Origin of the sequence: Hominiventricola aquisgranensis (assembly GCF_040096225.1) — a bacterium.
In the GTDB taxonomy this organism is placed as follows: Bacteria; Bacillota; Clostridia; order Lachnospirales; family Lachnospiraceae; genus Hominiventricola; species Hominiventricola aquisgranensis.
In genome coordinates this window covers 72,839-88,781 of record NZ_JBBMFC010000004.1, presented here as the reverse complement: position 1 = coordinate 88,781, position 15,943 = coordinate 72,839, and the positions used below count along the sequence as shown (strand labels likewise).

Here is a 15,943-nt window from a genome sequence, read left to right as displayed (position 1 = left end):
CTTAAATGTTGACACTGATAAGCTTCGGTGTATAACCAGCCTTCTCCAGTGCTTTGATGATCTTTTGTTTATGTTCTGTTCCAAATGCTTCCAGCGTGATCTTCAGTTCTACTGCTGCACTTCTGTTGGTGCTGACAAACTGATTGTGATCCAGTCGGATGACATTTCCATTCTCTTTTGCAATGACAGAAGCTACATGTACCAGTTCACCCGGCTTATCCGGCAGCAGTACAGACAGTGAGAAGATACGGTCTCTCTGGATCAGTCCATGCTGTACCACGGAAGACATGGTGATGATATCCATGTTACCGCCGCTTAAAATACAGACAATCTTCTTGTCTTTTACATTCAGATGCTTCAGTGCTGCCACACTTAAGAGTCCTGAGTTCTCCACGATCATCTTATGATTCTCTACCATATCCAGAAATGCGACGATCAGCTCGTCATCCGGAACAGAGATCACGCGATCAATATTTTTCTGAATGTACGGAAAGATCAGCTTTCCAGGCTGACGGACTGCAGTACCGTCTGCGATGGTCGCACTGTGATCCAGACAGATCACCTCGCCCTTCTTCAGGGACTGCTCCATACAGTTGGCTCCCTCCGGCTCCACACCGATGACTTTGATCTTTGGATTCAGCATTTTAGCCAGAGTGGCTACACCAGATGCCAGTCCGCCTCCTCCGATAGGTACCAGAATGTAATCAACCAGCGGAAGCTCCTTGATGATCTCCATGGAGATCGTTCCCTGACCGGTTGCCACATCCAGATCATCAAACGGATGGATGAAAGTATATCCTTTTTCTTTTGCAAGCTCAATGGCATGCGCACATGCCTCGTCATAATCATTTCCATAGAGAACGACTTCTGCGCCGTACTCCTTGGTATGGTTGACTTTGATCAGCGGAGTTGCTGTCGGCATAACGATCACTGCCTTACAGCCATATTCTTTTGCCGCATATGCCACACCCTGAGCATGATTTCCTGCAGATGCAGTGATCAGTCCCTTCTTTCTGTCCTCATCAGACAGAGTGCTGATCTTATAGTAAGCACCTCTGATCTTGAATGCGCCGGTCTTCTGCATATTCTCTGGTTTGAGATATACTTTGTTGCCGCACTGGTCGCTGAAGCACTGGCTGTATACCAGGCCGGTCTTGTTGGTCACACGGCCGACAATCTCACATGCTTCTTCAAATTTTTCCAAAGTCATTGCTGTCATCATGGTTTTTGTGTCTCCTTTGTTGTATGTTGTGTTTTGCGATATATGTTAGTTCTCGGAACTTGGTAAGAACAAAGCATTTACAAATGTGTCTGCGTCAAATTTCTGTAAATCATCAATATGTTCTCCCACTCCGATATACTTAACCGGAACGTTAAGTTCAGACTGAATTGCCACTGCAATTCCGCCCTTTGCGGTTCCATCCAGTTTTGTCAGGATGATACCTGTCAGATCTGCTACCTCACCAAACTGTCTTGCCTGCTCCAGTGCATTCTGTCCAGTCGTTCCATCCAGAACCACCAGAGTTTCCCGATATGCATCCGGATATTCTCTTTCGATGATCCGGTTGATCTTCTTCAGCTCTTCCATCAGATTCTTCTTGTTGTGAAGTCTTCCTGCCGTATCAATGAGCAGAACGTCTGCTTTTCTTGCCTTGGCAGCACTTACTGCGTCGAAGACAACAGATGCCGGATCTGCGCCTTCCGATCCTCCGATGATCTCCACTCCGGCACGGTTGGCCCATTCTGTCAGCTGCTCTCCTGCTGCTGCACGGAACGTATCTGCTGCTGCCAGGATCACTTTTCTTCCCTGTTCCTTGAGCTTTCCTGCCAGTTTACCTACAGATGTAGTCTTACCGACTCCGTTGACACCGATCACCAGTACCACAGAGGTTCTGTGTTCAAACTCATATGCGGTCTCCCCTACCTGCATCTGCTCCTTGATACTGTTAATCAGCAGCTCCTTGCACTCATGGGGATCTTTAATATGCTGTTCTTTTACTTTCTGTTTCAGATTATCAATAATGGCAGTGGTCGCATTGATACCAATATCTCCCATTACCAGTGTCTCTTCGATCTCATCATAGAAATCATCGTCAATGTCCGAGAAACCGTTGAAAATAGCATCCATTCCGGATACAATATTGTTTCTCGTCTTTGCCAGGCCATCTGCCAGACGTCTGAAAAATCCTTTTTTCTCCTCAGCCATAAGGCCACCTCCTATTTATCCAGATCATTTTCGATCAGATTCACTGACACCAGAGTAGATACACCCTTCTCCTGCATAGTAATACCATACAGACGGTCAGCTGCATTCATGGTACCTCTTCGGTGCGTGATCACGATAAACTGTGTATCGCTGGTCAGCTTGTGAAGGTATTTTGCAAAACGTACCACGTTGGAGTCGTCCAGTGCCGCCTCGATCTCATCCAGAAGACAGAAGGGGGACGGCTTTAAGTTCTGAATGGCAAACAGAAGAGAGATGGCTGTCAGAGCCTTCTCACCACCGGAAAGCTGCATCATATTCTGCAGCTTCTTTCCCGGCGGCTGCGAGATGATCCGGATACCTGTCTCCAGAATATCCTCCTCATCAATCAACTCCAGCGTTCCTTTACCGCCGCCAAACAGTTCCTTGAATGCTTTATCAAACTCCCTCTGGATCAGCACAAACTGTTCCATGAACTGTTTCTTCATACCAGTATCCAGTTCCTTTATAACCTGCTTCAAGGCTTCTTCTGCCTCCTGAAGGTCATTGCGCTGTCCATTCATGAACGTGTAACGTTCCGATATCTCTTTATAATCTTCAATGGCATTCACATTGACATTGCCCAGAGCACGGATCTCTTCTTTTACCGTGCCGCAGTCTTTTTTCAATGCCGGAAGACTGGTATATTCTTCCTTGCGAAGCGGGATCGCCGCATTGTAAGTCAGCTCATATTCTGACCACATATGGTTCATGAGTGACTCTGAATTCTCATCCAGCTTCTCCTTCTGGCTGTCCAGGCGGAACAGCTCCTTATCCAGCTCATTCATTCTGCCGGACAGCTCTTCCCTTCGTCCGAAGAATGCTTTGTGGGAAGAGGATTGCGCTTCCTTCTGGTTCTGCAACTCCTGGGTCTTCTGCTCCAGCTCTTCCATCCGTCTGGCTGCCGCTTCCATCTGCGCATTCAGGGTCTCAATGCCTTCCTGCCTGCTGTGGGTATCGGACTCTGCCTGAACCTGTTCCTGCAGAATCTGCTCCTTTTCCTCGGAAAGCTTGTGGATCTCTCCCTCGATTCGCCTGAGGTTTGCAGATGAGAATTCTGCTTTCTGGCGGATGGATGCCGTATCCAGATGGATATCCTCCAGTTCTCTGGCTGCATCAGCCTCCAGTGCCTTATCTTCCTCCAGGCGCTGCTGATAAGTCTCCACTGCAAAGGTATGTGCCTTTTCCATTGCCTCAGAATCTTTCAGCTCCGTCTGATTGGCCTTTCGGAACTCTTCGATCTCGGCCGTCTGTTTTTTCAGCTCTGCACTTTCCTTTTCCAGTGCTTCTCTTCCGGTACCGGCTGCTTTACGTTGCACTTTCAACTGCTCCACGTTCATGCGGGCTGTATTTTCCCGGACTTTGATCTCCTGAAGGACTGCTGCTCCTTCATCCAGAATGGAATAACAGCGACTCCTCTCATTCTGAAGCTCCACCAACGTAGTCTGTGTAGCTTCCAGCTCTTTTTTAAGTCTGTCTACCCGCTCTCGTAATTCATCGATCTCTCGTTTTCTGCTCAAGAGACTGCTGCTGTTCTTGAAAGCACCTCCTGTCAGGGAACCTCCCGGATTCAGGGACTCTCCTTCCAGTGTGACGATACGGAGTGTATATTTATATTTTCGTTGTAATGCCACTGCATGGTCGATATGATCCACCACAACAGTCCTTCCCAGTAGCTGCGCACAGATATCCGCATAACGGGCATCTGCCTGTACCAGCGTGTGTGCCAGACCCAAAACTCCAGGCTCTTTTAATACCTGGGGCTGACGAAATTCCTGCAGATTTCTCACTGCCGTCAATGGCAGAAATGTCACACGACCATACCGGTTCTGCTTCAGATACTGGATCAGGCGTTTTGCAGTCTCCTCATCCTCTGTGACTACATTCTGGATACTTCCGCCAAGAGCTGTCTCTATGGCTGTCTCATATCTCTTATCCGTCTGGATCAGATCTGCAACCACACCGCAGATTCCTGCTTCCTGTCCTTTTCGCTCCATAACACGACGGATGCTGTTGCCATAACCGTCATAGCGCTCTGCCAGGTTCTGCAGTGATTCCAGTCTGGATGCTTCTCTGTGATATGCGCTCTGTCCCGCTTCCAGACGCTTTCGTCCCAATGTGATCTGCTGCTGCAGCTCCTGGATCTTCTGCTCGATCTCTGCCCGTTCAGAAAGCTTTGCCTTCAGTTCCTCACTTACTTCCTGAAGCTCCTTCTTACGCTGTTCCAGCAGCTCTTCCTGTCCCATCTCATCGCTGCGGATCTGGATCAGCTTCTGATTAAGTTCTGACATACGGATATTGATCTGTTCTGTCATGGCATCATAGCGCTGCAGCTTTCCTTTAATGGAAGACCGCTGGTTCAGAAGAGAAATGATCTCATTCTTGCTGTTTTCCATATTTGTCTGGCTGTCGGCGATCCGCTGCTGAATATCGGATACTTTCTGCTCTGCATCCGTCTGCACTTTTTCTGCCTGCGCCAGTGCAAGATCCTGCTCCTGCTTTTCTTCCAGAACAGTCTCTTTTTCCTGTTGCCTCTCTGTCAGATCCCGCTCTATATTCTGCAGACGTTCGGCATAATGCTTTGCATTTGCCTGTGCAGAACGTACCTGTTCTTTGAGAACTGCCGCCTGCCCCTTCATCTGCTGCTTCTCTACTCTGGCAGAGGTGGCTTCTTCTTTGGCTGCATCGATCTTCTGCTCGATCTCCTCCAGCTCTTTCTCGATCCGTTCATATTCCAGCTTTGTATTTTCAAAAGAGGCCTTTGTCTCATCCAGCTGATCCTGAGTGATCTTTCTGGTTTCTTCCAGTTCCTTCAACTGCTTCTTAATATTTTCCATCTCCATCAGGAAAATATGGATCTCGAACTCTTTTAAGGTCTCTTTTTTCTTTAGATATTCTTTTGCCTTCTCTGCCTGGCGTTCCAGAGGTCCTACCTGCTTCTCCAGCTCTGTCAGAATATCATTGACACGAAGCAGATTCTGCTTCTCGTCATCCAGCTTCTTCTCCGCCGTCTTCTTACGCTTCTTGAATTTTACAATTCCGGTAGCTTCATCAAAAAGCTCACGGGCCTCCTCCGGTCTGGTACTTAAGATCCGGTCGATCTGCCCCTGTCCGATGATAGAATATCCCTCTTTACCAATACCGGTGTCATAGAACATCTCCTGAATATCCTTCAGCCTGCAGGTAGTTCCATTTAATAGATATTCACTCTCCCCGGACCGATATAACCGTCTCGTGACCGTTACTTCCTCATAGGCAACCGGCAATTTGTGATCTGCATTATCCATGGTGATAGCTACCGACGCAAAGCTCAAAGGCTTCCGGTTCTCTGTACCGGAGAAAATGACATCCTGCATGGTTCCTCCACGAAGCTGCTTGACCCGCTGTTCACCCAGTACCCAGCGGACTGCATCTGCCACATTACTTTTTCCAGAGCCGTTCGGTCCTACAATACCGGTGATTCCATTGTGAAATTCAAATACGATCTTATTTGCAAAGGACTTAAATCCCTGTACTTCAATACTTTTTAAATACATGCATTCTTTTCCTGTTCTAGTTTTCCCGCCCTGTCAGCGCATGGTAGGCTGCTTCCTGTTCAGCGGCTTTCTTTGTCCGGCCTTTTCCGCGGCCGATCACCTTCTCTCCCAGTCTGGCCTCTACCACGAACAGCTTCTGATGATCCGGGCCTTCCTCTCCCACCAGTTCATAATGCAGGACTTTGTCATGATGCGCCTGCACGCGCTCCTGTAAAATGGTCTTACTATCAAAAAAGAGTTTCTTGTGCTCCAGATCATTGAGAATGAACTTGCAGATAAATTCTTTTGCGCTAGTAAAACCACCATCCAAGTAGATTGCTCCGATCAATGCCTCACAGGCATCAGACGTAATAGATGCTCTGGTACGTCCTCCGCTGATCTCTTCGCCTCTGCCCAGCAGAATATAGTCCCCCAACGGGATCGCTTTTGCACAGAATGCCAGAGTCTGCTCGCATACAATGCTGGCACGCATTTTTGTAGCATCACCTTCGGGCATGGTTGGATATGTATGGAACAGATACTCGCTGGTCACCAGCTCCAGTACCGCATCTCCCAGAAACTCCAGCCGTTCATTGCTTTTTAATTTTCCCATGTGCCGTTCATTCGCATAAGAGCTGTGGCTCATGGCATGTTTCAGAAGTCCTTTATCCTTGAACTGATAACCAATCTTCTGCTCCAGCTCCGTCAGTAATTCGTTTTCCATTATCTTTCTCCATATTTAAGAAAAGGTGTTGCAAAACCCAGTCTTACAGGGCGGATTCTGCAACACCTCCACGTTTTAGTTTACTGCATTCTTAATCTGCTCAACAGCATCGCCGACGGTTACAATCTTCTCCGCATCTTCGTTTGAGATCTCAATATCAAACTCTTCTTCGATGCCCATAATAATCTGGAATACATCCAGGGAATCTGCTCCGAGATCATCCACAAAGGTGGTATCCATTGTGATCTCCTCCGGGTCAACATTCAGTACTTCTGCGATGATTTCCTGCAATTTTTCAAATTCCATGATAATTCATTCCTTCCTGTTTTTCTTACTTCATTTCTTCTGCCTGAATTCCGGCCTTAATCTTATCATTCATTCCCTGTTCCACAAATGTAACACACTGAAGGATGGAATTCTTGATCTCAACAGCTTTGGAGCTTCCATGGGTCTTCACTACCAGACCTTTCAGTCCTAACAGCGGTGCTCCGCCATACTGGCTGGTATCAAACTTTTTCAGTGTTGTCTTCAGTGCTGGTTTGACCAGAAGTGCTCCAATCTTGCTTCTCAGCGTAGACATCATCCCTTTTTTCACCATGGAAATCAGGGTGGCTCCAACTCCTTCATACAGTTTCAGAATGATATTTCCTGCAAAGGCCTCACAGACGATCACATCCGCATAACCTGACGGGATGTCGCGCGCTTCAATGCTTCCAATAAAATTAATATCCTGACATGCTTTCAGAAGCGGGAAAGTCTCTTTGACCAGTGCATTTCCCTTCTCTTCCTCTGCACCAATATTGACGATGGCCACTCTTGGGTTCTTCACACCCATAACATTTTCCATATAAATGGAACCCATCTTTGCAAACTGTACCAGATGAGACGGTCTGGCATCCACATTGGCACCGCAGTCGATCAGCAGTGAAGCTCCTTTTTCTGTCGGCAGAAGAGGCGCAAGCGGTGGACGCTCCACTCCTTTAAGTCTTCCAACAATGAGCTGTCCTCCAACCAGTACTGCTCCTGTACTGCCTGCTCCCACAAATGCATCTGCTTCTCCATTTTTTACCAGCTTCATGGCAACAACGATTGAAGAATCCTTCTTCGAACGGATTGCCTGAACCGGCGGTTCAGCCATCTCGATGATCTCGGTTGCATTGACAACTTCCATTCTGGAAGCATCATACTGATATTTTGAAAGTTCCTGCTGCACAGCTTCTTTCTGCCCTACCAGAATCACCTTCAGATCAGTGCTGGCTTTTAGTGCCTCCACGGCGCCTTTGACGATCTCTGCCGGCGCATTGTCTCCTCCCATGGCATCTACTGCCACTCTTATCAGTTCCTGCATCTTACTCCTCCTTGCCGGCGCTCACCATATGATACACACAGGTTCACGCTATCTATATCATAATACGAAAACAGATTCTTTAAGTCAATACTTTCCATCAAAAAAGAGACAGGCACTTTTCTCCTGTCTCCTTTTGCTCTGGCTTTTACTGCCAGATTCCCACGATCGTCTCTCCCGCTTTTGCAGTTACCCCTGTGGTATACTGAACATCACCGGAATGCTCGCCTTCCATCACGATCTGCATGATCTCCATGCAATAGCCTTTTGCTTCCAGTGCCTCCCGTTCAAATCGAATCAGCTCATCTCCTGCTTTTACCTTATCTCCGGTCTTTGCAAGTGCTTCGAACCCTTCCCCCTTCAGGTTCACTGTATCCACACCAATATGGATCAGCACTTCCAGTCCGCCAGTCAGTTCCAGACCGATCGCATGGTTGCTCCCGTCCATGGTCACAGTTACTGTTCCATCTGCCGGTGCCACGATCACATCAGACGTGGGACGGATCACGACTCCATTTCCCAGTGCGCAGGAAGAAAATACTGGATCGGTTGCTTCCGTCATCGGTACAACTGCTCCATCTACCACTGCTTTCATTTCATACGTTACTTTTTTCTTTTTAAAAAGTCCAAACATAATAATCCTCCTGACCTCCGCTGACTCTTTCTATAGAATAACAGGTCAGCCTCGCTTCGTCTATTCACAATTTTCCTTTCTATATGGAAAATCGTTACTTCTTTTCGTTTTCTTTCTCAGATGCTTCTCTTCCAGGTGTCTTCAGATGGAAACGTAAAATACAGAATCGGAATACAATATAATAAAGCAGACCAAACAAAAGCCCCACCGGCAAGAGCAGTCCCGGATTCTGTGTCATAGGTGCATTCAGGCACATAAAATAATCCATCAGTCCGGCACTGAAGTTAAATCCGATCCGAAAAGGCAACGCTGCGCAGATATACATAGAGATGCCCATAAGGATCGCATGGAGCAAAAACAGACCTGGCGCCAGAAACATAAACGCAAATTCCAGCGGCTCCGTCACTCCGGTCAGAACAGAGCACAAAGATGCAGTCAGAAGAAGTCCTGCTGCCATCTTCTTTTGCGCCGGATATGCCGTATGGTACATGGCCAGTGCCGCTCCCGGAAGTCCAAAGATCATGACCGGAAAATATCCTGTCATATACATTCCTGTCTGTCCATAGACACCTGTTCCATTCCAGAAGCTGTTCAGATCCGCAATTCCTGCGAGATCAAACCAGAATACAGAATTCAGCACATGATGAAATCCGGTAGGGATCAATAACCGGTTCAAGAATCCATAAACTCCTGCTCCCAACGCGCCAGTTCCGATCAGTGACTCTCCCACATACAGGCAGGCAGAATGAAAATATGGCCAAGCAAACAAAAGCGCAACTGATGCCAGTGCTGCATAAACCGTTGCCATCATCAGTGCATAAACACGACCGCCATAGATCTGAAGCGGTCCGTGGAACACTTTAAAGCGATACTTATTACAACAGTATGCACCGATCCATCCACTTAAGATTCCTACAAACTGATTATTAATATAGGAAAACGAAGATGCATCTACCCGGTTACCAGTCAATATCACCACATTATCCGGTGAAAGAATCTTCTGGATCATCAGCCAGCTGATCACACCTGCCAGAGCTGCCGTTCCATCCTGTTCATCCGCCAGGCCTACTGCTACCCCCAATGTAAACAGAAGACTCATATTGTCGATCAGAACACTTCCGGCAAGGATCATCACATGTGCCAGCAGAAGATTCTCTCCCTGTCCCACCGGATCCAACCAGAATCCGACTCCCATCAGAAGTCCGGCTACAGGAAGGCACGCAACCGGCAGCATCACTGCCTTTCCCAAACGATATGCATATTTCATTCTTCCGTATTCTCCCTTATCTTTTTCATCCGGAATTTATCTATTTATCATACCAAATTTGCACTCTGGTGTCAACGAATGCACCTTTGAAAACACCCTCTGGTACACTCAGAAGACAGAGAAAAAGCTCCGGAAAACCGGAGCTTTTCTCTGATATATGTTAGGATAGTGGATTGGTTTGATTACAAGAGTTTCTTGAACTCATCAGCTACGAACTGTACCTTCGGTCCGATGATTACCTGGATGGAAGTCTTGCTCGGACGGATCACACCGCTGATACCTGCAGATTTGATCTTCTTCTCATCTACTGCGGTGTAATCTTTGATTTCCAGACGAAGTCTGGTGATACAGTTGTCAACACTTGTTACGTTCTCTTTTCCGCCAAGACCTTCCAGAATGATTGCTGCCATAGCAGTGAAATCATTGTTTGCAAGCTCGATCTTGGTTTCATCGATATCGTCATCCTCACGTCCCGGAGTCTTCAGATCAAACTTGGTGATCGCGAAACGGAATACAAGGTAGAATACGATTGCTGCTGCAATACCAAGCGGAAGGATCATCCATGTCTTAGCATGTGCCGGCAGGGAAGCACTGAATACAAGGTCGGTAAGTCCTGCAGAGAAAGAGAAACCTGCTCTGAAGCCAAGTGCTACAGTAACTGCTGCGAATACTCCGTAAAGGATTGCATATACAAGATACAGTGCCGGAGCAAGGAACATGAATGCAAACTCAAACGGCTCAGTAACACCACAGATGAATGCACAGATAGCTGCTGCGCCCATCAGGGAAGCTGCTGCTTTCTTTTTCTCCGGTTTTGCACAGTGAATAATTGCCATTGCTGCTGCCGGAAGACCGAACATCATACTCGGGAAGAATCCAGCCATGTACATACCAGCGGTTCCGCCTGCTCCATTGAGAAGCTCGCCTGCCCAGTAGGAACCAAGGTCATTGATACCTGCTGCGTCAAACCAGAATACAGAGTTCAGTGCGTGATGCAGACCAAACGGGATCAGAAGACGGTTCAGGAATGCATAGATACCTACACCAACTGCGCCAAGTCCTACGATGCTCTCACCAACTGTTACCAGTGCGGTATAAACGATCGGCCATACGAAGAACAGGATTGCGGATACTACGATAGAAACAACTGCAGTTACGATTGCTACGCAACGTTTTCCGGAGAAGAATGAAAGTGCATCCGGAAGTTTGGTTCCTTTGAATTTGTTGTAGCAGGTAGATCCAATCAGACCTGCAAGGATACCGATGAACTGGTTGCCGATTTTTGCGAATGCCGGGTTAACAACATCTGCTCCAACACCAGTCAGGGTTGCTACAGTACCGGTTGCAAGAAGGTTGGTGATCATTAACCAAGATACCAGACCTGCAAGACCTGCAGTACCATCATTGTCATCTGCCATACCAACTGCTACACCAATAGCGAACAGCCAGGACATGTTGTCGATCAGAGCGCCACCAGCTTTTACAAGGAAAAATCCAATGATCTGAGCTGCTCCGCTGATGTCACCACCCTGCATGGTACTCGGGCAAAGTGCATATCCAATACCCATCAGGATACCACATACCGGAAGACACGCTACAGGAAGCATCAGTGACTTACCAAGTTTCTGTAAATATTTCATCATATCTACATTTCCTCCTTTATTTGATTTTTCAATCAAGTTTTTATGGTCTTATTGTAATCATTTTTTTTGCATCTGTATAGTTACGATTTTATCCATCCTATGGACAATTTGAATGATTCTTAAACTATAAAATTTTTCTAAAAACCCTAAATTTTTTGTAATATGGATTTTCTTATTCTTGATATGGAACATTTTCTCTTTTTCGGTAGAAATAAACAAAACAGGTGAAAATCATCTATATTCTATGGTAAAATAGGAGTAAATTACAAACTATGAAAGGATTTCTTTATGAACTATGATGACAATTACGAGGATGAAGCTTTTCAGACACTTCGCCATTTTGCGCTTGTCGGCCTGCGGAATCTGAATATCCAGAACCGGTTGATCATTTCCTATATAATATCCACGATCTTCCCACTTCTGTTCGTATATCTGTATTCCTACTATTTATATGGAAGCTCCGTTGTCACCGGTCAACTGCTGGTCCTGTCGATCCTGATCGCAGGTATTGCACTGACCATGACCACCTACACTTACCTCAGTATTTCCAGTCCGATTCAGCATATGATCGAGACCTGTCAGAATATCTCTGACGGAAATCTGGATGTAAGGATTCAGGATAAAGGAAATGATGAACTGGCATATCTGTCCGATAACATTGACAGCATGGTGACAGAGATTCAGCTTCTTCTGGAACAGCGGCAGGAAAGTGATGCCCGCAAGAGGGAACTGGAATTAAAGATGCTTCAGTACCAGATCAATCCACATTTTCTGTTCAACACACTGAACACACTGATGCTGGTTGCACAGATGAATCAGGACAAAGTTGTTGCCGATGGTATCCGCTCTTTAAGTGAACTGCTGAAAAACACGCTGATCAATGACCATGAATTTATTACTATCGGCGAGGAGATTGCCAATCTGAAACACTATTTTTCCATTCAGACCATTCGATACGCCGGAAGCTTCCATGTGAATTATGAGATTCCAGAAGATCTGACAGACTTTATGCTTCCCAAGCTGATCCTGCAGCCCCTGGCAGAAAACAGTGTTCTGCACGGTTCTTATAATGATGGAACTGTCATGGAGATTTATGTGCGCTGCTACCAGGAATCAGCGGATATTATATTGGAAGTGGAAGATCACGGAAAAGGATTTGATATGAATGATAAAAGTTCTGTTCCAAAAGGACTGGGTGGTATCGGCAGTCGAAATGTTAATGACCGCATCCATCTTTACTTTTCAGACGACTATGGAATGACCGTATCCAGTGCTCCCGGAAAAGGAACGCTGTGCCGGATCCGCATTCCATCTATCAATACAAAAATTGTCAACACAAAAGAGGGAGAAACTTATGTACCAGGTACTGATCGTCGATGACGAACCTATTGTAAAAATTGCACTTCGCTCCATGCTGGACTGGGGTTCGCTTGGTTTCCATATCTGCGGAACGGCCTCCAATGGACAGGAGGCCTTAGAAATGGCTGAGCGCATGCATCCGGATCTCATCATCTGTGATCTGAAGATGCCTGTCATGGACGGGATTGATCTGATCCGCACAGCCAAAGACAGCAGTATGAACTGTGAATTTCTGGTTATCAGCAACTATGAAGATTTTAATTATGTACGAACTGCTCTGGTTCTTGGAGCCTCTGACTATATTTTGAAGGTCAGCATCAGTCCCGAAGAACTGACCACCCAGCTCCAGAAGATCAAAGAAAAGCTGGATCAGAAACAAACTCATCATCAGCACGAAGAAAACAGTGCAGAACAATCTTTTCACCATCAGGAACAGCATGCTGCCTGGCGGGAATATTTCACTCACAAAAGCTATGCCCTGGAAGATCTGGTCTCGATTACCGATATCGATACCGAACATCTGGGTTCTCTCGCCCTGTGTGAGATTTCTTTCGACTGGTATGCCCAACAACTGGAGACTCTTCCAGCCCCGGATCTGATCCGCAGCACCTTGAAAAATGCGCTGGAGCATTTTGACCGGAGACGCATCATTTTCTTCAGTTCCAGCAGCACACTCCTGCTGATACAGGAAGAAGAATTAAAAAAACAGAATAATACCATTGAGGGACTGGCCGCCCGTATAGAGCAGTTGTTCCGGTATTATATGCCCTTGTCTCCAACGATCATTTATCAGGATCATGTAACGGATCTTCTGCAGGCCCGTAAAGTATATCACCGTTTCCAGGAATTGCTGGAATTAAGTTTCTACGGCGAACTAGGAACCATGAATGCCCATAATGTCTCCGTTACCACTTCCATCCCGGAACTGACTTATCGAGAGCTGGCCACCAGAATCCTGGCACTGCCGACCGCAGAACGTCTCTCCCGTTCCGAAGAACATATCAAAGAACTGTTGAACACTTGCAGACAACAGCATGTAGTTCCGGACAAAGTCATTCAGTATTCTGTCCACCTGTTGGTAGAACTGGAATATCAGCTTTCTGAGATTCCAGCTTCCGCCCACGACCAGCTTGTGGAATGTGCAGATTTTATGCGAAATGCCATCAGCCAGGAAGAACTGGAACAGCATCTGTTCCATGCTCTCCAGGTCATGTTTTCCCCGGAATCCAGCACTCAGGCAACTACAGATCAATACAGCCTGGAGGTGGAACAGTCCATTGCCTATATTAAAGAAAATTATATGCGCAAGATCAGTCTTGCATCTGTGGCAGAACATGTGGGTTTAAGTTCCGGTTATCTGTGCCGGATCTTCAAGGATGAGACCGGCGGAAGCATCAACACCTACATCAATAACCTGCGTATGAACAAAGCAGGAGAGCTCCTCTCCGACAAGAACAGCTATATCAAAGAAGTGGCTGTGGCTGTCGGATTCGAAGATCAGCTCTATTTCAGCCGCCTGTTTAAGCGGTATTCAGGTCTGACACCTTCTGAATATCGGGCATCTAAGAATCCGCAATAATTTCACAGAAAAGTACAAATGAGCACGGTATGACCAGTCATTCAGTCATACCGTGCTCATTTTATATCGTTCATGAGTTAAAAAAATCAAGGGCATATATAATACCCTTGATTTTTAATGCTTCTGATTAATCTACAGAAACGATCTCTTTTTTGTTATAAGATCCACAAGCTTTGCATACTCTGTGCGGCATCATAAGAGCACCACATTTGCTGCATTTTACCAAGTTCGGAGCACTCATTTTCCAGTTTGCTCTTCTCTTATCTCTTCTTCCTTTGGAAGATTTATTCTTCGGACAAATAGACACAGGTTACACCTCCTCTATGCTTTCTCGATTCAGTTCATCGTTCGTCGAACCTGCACAGGAGGTCCGTCTCACTCACACTTTATTGAGTATACACGTCATTGTACTAAATGTCAAGCTATATTTTGAAAACTTATTTGGTCAGTCTCAGAGTCTCTCTTGCGATTGCCAGCTCCTCGTTGGTCGGAATCAGCATTACTTTCACTTTGGAATCTGCTGCGGAGATCACTCTTCTCTCACCACGGATATCATTTGCCTCATCGTCGATCTTAACGCCAAGGTATCCAAGATACTCGCAAACTGCCTTTCTGGTAGCCTTATCGTTCTCACCAACACCAGCGGTAAATGCGATTGCATCAACACCATTCATAGCTGCAGTGTAAGCACCGATGTATTTAGCTACACGATATACAAATGCCTGAAGAGCTACATCTGCCAGATGATTGCCTTCTTCTTTTGCTTTCTCAATATCACGGAAGTCGCTGGAGATTCCACCGCTCATACCGAGAATACCGGATTTCTTGTTCAGGATGTTCAGCATCTCATTGATGTCGATACCCTCTTTGTTGCAGATGAACTGGCAAACAGCCGGATCAATATCACCACTTCTGGTTCCCATGATCAGACCTTCCAGAGGAGTCAGTCCCATACTGGTATCTACACATTTTCCACCGATGGAAGCGGAAATACTTGCTCCGTTGCCCAGATGGCATACGATGACTTTTGCATTCTCCGGATCCAGGTTGCCGAATTTGATAGCCTCACCGGATACGAACATATGGCTGGTTCCGTGGAAGCCATAACGACGGATGCTGTATTTCTCATAATACTCATGCGGGATTGCATACAGATATGCTTTCTCCGGCATAGCCATACCAAAAGCGGTATCCCATACAGCTACGTTTGCTTTACCTGGCATAACTGCCTCACAAGCTTCGATTCCCATCAGGTTTGCCGGGTTGTGCAGCGGTCCAAGGTCGAAGCACTCGCGGATTACTTTCTTAACGTCATCGTTTACTACGATAGACTCGCAGTATTTGGTTCCTGCATGCAGTACACGGTGACCAACAGCTGCGATCTCATCGGTGCTCTTAACAACACCATGCTCTGCATCCTGCAGTGCTTCCAGAACCAGACCGATTGCTACTTTGTGATCCGGCATAGCTTTCTCAACAATGTATTTGTCTTTTCCCGGTACCTGATGAGTCAGTTTGGAACCATCGATTCCGATTCTTTCGCAAAGTCCTTTTGCCAGTACGCTCTCATCAGTCATATCGATCAGCTGATATTTCAGGGAAGAGCTTCCGCAGTTGATAACTAAAATTTTCATG

Annotated in this window: 13 protein-coding genes; 2 read left to right on the top strand and 11 right to left on the bottom strand. The window is 46.4% G+C overall.

Annotated elements, in window-relative coordinates:
- Position 1: 1 nt before the first annotated feature.
- The 9 genes from ilvA to nagE form a co-directional block, all read right to left on the bottom strand.
- The gene (gene ilvA, locus WMO62_RS03255; protein ID WP_118510578.1) at positions 2-1,219 is read right to left on the bottom strand and encodes a threonine ammonia-lyase; all 1,218 of its coding nucleotides are present in this window, start codon (positions 1,217-1,219) and stop codon (positions 2-4) included.
- A gap of 48 nt (positions 1,220-1,267) precedes the next feature.
- Positions 1,268-2,206, bottom strand: a complete 939-nt coding sequence (gene ftsY, locus WMO62_RS03250; RefSeq protein ID WP_117496250.1) for a signal recognition particle-docking protein FtsY — start codon at positions 2,204-2,206, stop codon at positions 1,268-1,270.
- Positions 2,207-2,217: 11 nt separating this feature from the next.
- Positions 2,218-5,778 carry a chromosome segregation protein SMC gene (gene smc, locus WMO62_RS03245; RefSeq protein ID WP_349143782.1) on the bottom strand — a complete coding sequence of 1,187 codons (3,561 nt, stop codon included), beginning with the start codon at positions 5,776-5,778 and terminating at the stop codon, positions 2,218-2,220.
- 16 nt (positions 5,779-5,794) lie between these two features.
- Complete coding sequence (rnc, locus tag WMO62_RS03240; RefSeq protein WP_118438474.1) at positions 5,795-6,481, bottom strand: ribonuclease III; 687 nt, start codon at positions 6,479-6,481, stop codon at positions 5,795-5,797.
- 75 nt (positions 6,482-6,556) lie between these two features.
- A complete protein-coding gene (gene acpP / locus WMO62_RS03235; protein WP_117496253.1) occupies positions 6,557-6,787 on the bottom strand; it encodes an acyl carrier protein in 231 nt (76 codons plus the stop codon).
- A gap of 25 nt (positions 6,788-6,812) precedes the next feature.
- Entirely contained in the window at positions 6,813-7,829 is a 1,017-nt protein-coding gene (plsX, locus tag WMO62_RS03230; RefSeq protein ID WP_349143781.1) for a phosphate acyltransferase PlsX, read from the bottom strand.
- Between the two features lie 145 nt (positions 7,830-7,974).
- Positions 7,975-8,460, bottom strand: a complete 486-nt coding sequence (locus WMO62_RS03225) for a PTS sugar transporter subunit IIA (protein WP_117496255.1) — start codon at positions 8,458-8,460, stop codon at positions 7,975-7,977.
- 94 nt (positions 8,461-8,554) lie between these two features.
- On the bottom strand, positions 8,555-9,727 hold the full coding sequence (locus WMO62_RS03220; RefSeq protein WP_349143780.1) for a PTS transporter subunit EIIC: 1,173 nt from the start codon (positions 9,725-9,727) through the stop codon (positions 8,555-8,557).
- Between the two features lie 182 nt (positions 9,728-9,909).
- Positions 9,910-11,367 (bottom strand): N-acetylglucosamine-specific PTS transporter subunit IIBC, encoded by a 1,458-nt coding sequence (gene nagE, locus WMO62_RS03215; RefSeq protein WP_349143831.1) that lies wholly within the window; start codon positions 11,365-11,367, stop codon positions 9,910-9,912.
- 291 nt (positions 11,368-11,658) lie between these two features.
- On the opposite strand from nagE, the gene WMO62_RS03210 reads away from it, so the two are divergent.
- On the top strand, positions 11,659-12,750 hold the full coding sequence (locus WMO62_RS03210) for a sensor histidine kinase (protein WP_349143779.1): 1,092 nt from the start codon (positions 11,659-11,661) through the stop codon (positions 12,748-12,750).
- Positions 12,725-14,308 carry a response regulator gene (locus tag WMO62_RS03205; RefSeq protein WP_349143778.1) on the top strand — a complete coding sequence of 528 codons (1,584 nt, stop codon included), beginning with the start codon at positions 12,725-12,727 and terminating at the stop codon, positions 14,306-14,308. Before WMO62_RS03210 ends, WMO62_RS03205 begins: the two co-directional genes overlap by 26 nt.
- Before the next feature lie 127 nt (positions 14,309-14,435).
- Here WMO62_RS03205 and rpmF read toward each other — a convergent pair whose 3' ends face one another.
- Both rpmF and WMO62_RS03195 read right to left on the bottom strand, forming a co-directional pair.
- Positions 14,436-14,615, bottom strand: a complete 180-nt coding sequence (gene rpmF, locus WMO62_RS03200; protein ID WP_021953116.1) for a 50S ribosomal protein L32 — start codon at positions 14,613-14,615, stop codon at positions 14,436-14,438.
- 130 nt (positions 14,616-14,745) lie between these two features.
- Positions 14,746-15,942 carry an acetate/propionate family kinase gene (locus WMO62_RS03195; protein WP_118440722.1) on the bottom strand — a complete coding sequence of 399 codons (1,197 nt, stop codon included), beginning with the start codon at positions 15,940-15,942 and terminating at the stop codon, positions 14,746-14,748.
- Between the last annotated feature and the right edge of the window lies 1 nt (position 15,943).

What these genes read in the sequence shown, in the direction of transcription:
- acpP (WP_117496253.1), bottom strand. Translation starts at nt 6,787, where the DNA reads ATGGAATTTGAAAAATTGCAGGAAATCATCGCAGAAGTACTGAATGTT.
- nagE (WP_349143831.1), bottom strand. Translation starts at nt 11,367, where the DNA reads ATGAAATATTTACAGAAACTTGGTAAGTCACTGATGCTTCCTGTAGCG.
- ftsY (WP_117496250.1), bottom strand. Translation starts at nt 2,206, where the DNA reads ATGGCTGAGGAGAAAAAAGGATTTTTCAGACGTCTGGCAGATGGCCTG.
- rnc (WP_118438474.1), bottom strand. Translation starts at nt 6,481, where the DNA reads ATGGAAAACGAATTACTGACGGAGCTGGAGCAGAAGATTGGTTATCAG.
- ilvA (WP_118510578.1), bottom strand. Translation starts at nt 1,219, where the DNA reads ATGACAGCAATGACTTTGGAAAAATTTGAAGAAGCATGTGAGATTGTC.
- WMO62_RS03205 (WP_349143778.1), top strand. Translation starts at nt 12,725, where the DNA reads ATGTACCAGGTACTGATCGTCGATGACGAACCTATTGTAAAAATTGCA.
- WMO62_RS03220 (WP_349143780.1), bottom strand. Translation starts at nt 9,727, where the DNA reads ATGAAATATGCATATCGTTTGGGAAAGGCAGTGATGCTGCCGGTTGCG.
- WMO62_RS03210 (WP_349143779.1), top strand. Translation starts at nt 11,659, where the DNA reads ATGAACTATGATGACAATTACGAGGATGAAGCTTTTCAGACACTTCGC.
- smc (WP_349143782.1), bottom strand. Translation starts at nt 5,778, where the DNA reads ATGTATTTAAAAAGTATTGAAGTACAGGGATTTAAGTCCTTTGCAAAT.
- plsX (WP_349143781.1), bottom strand. Translation starts at nt 7,829, where the DNA reads ATGCAGGAACTGATAAGAGTGGCAGTAGATGCCATGGGAGGAGACAAT.
- WMO62_RS03225 (WP_117496255.1), bottom strand. Translation starts at nt 8,460, where the DNA reads ATGTTTGGACTTTTTAAAAAGAAAAAAGTAACGTATGAAATGAAAGCA.
- WMO62_RS03195 (WP_118440722.1), bottom strand. Translation starts at nt 15,942, where the DNA reads ATGAAAATTTTAGTTATCAACTGCGGAAGCTCTTCCCTGAAATATCAG.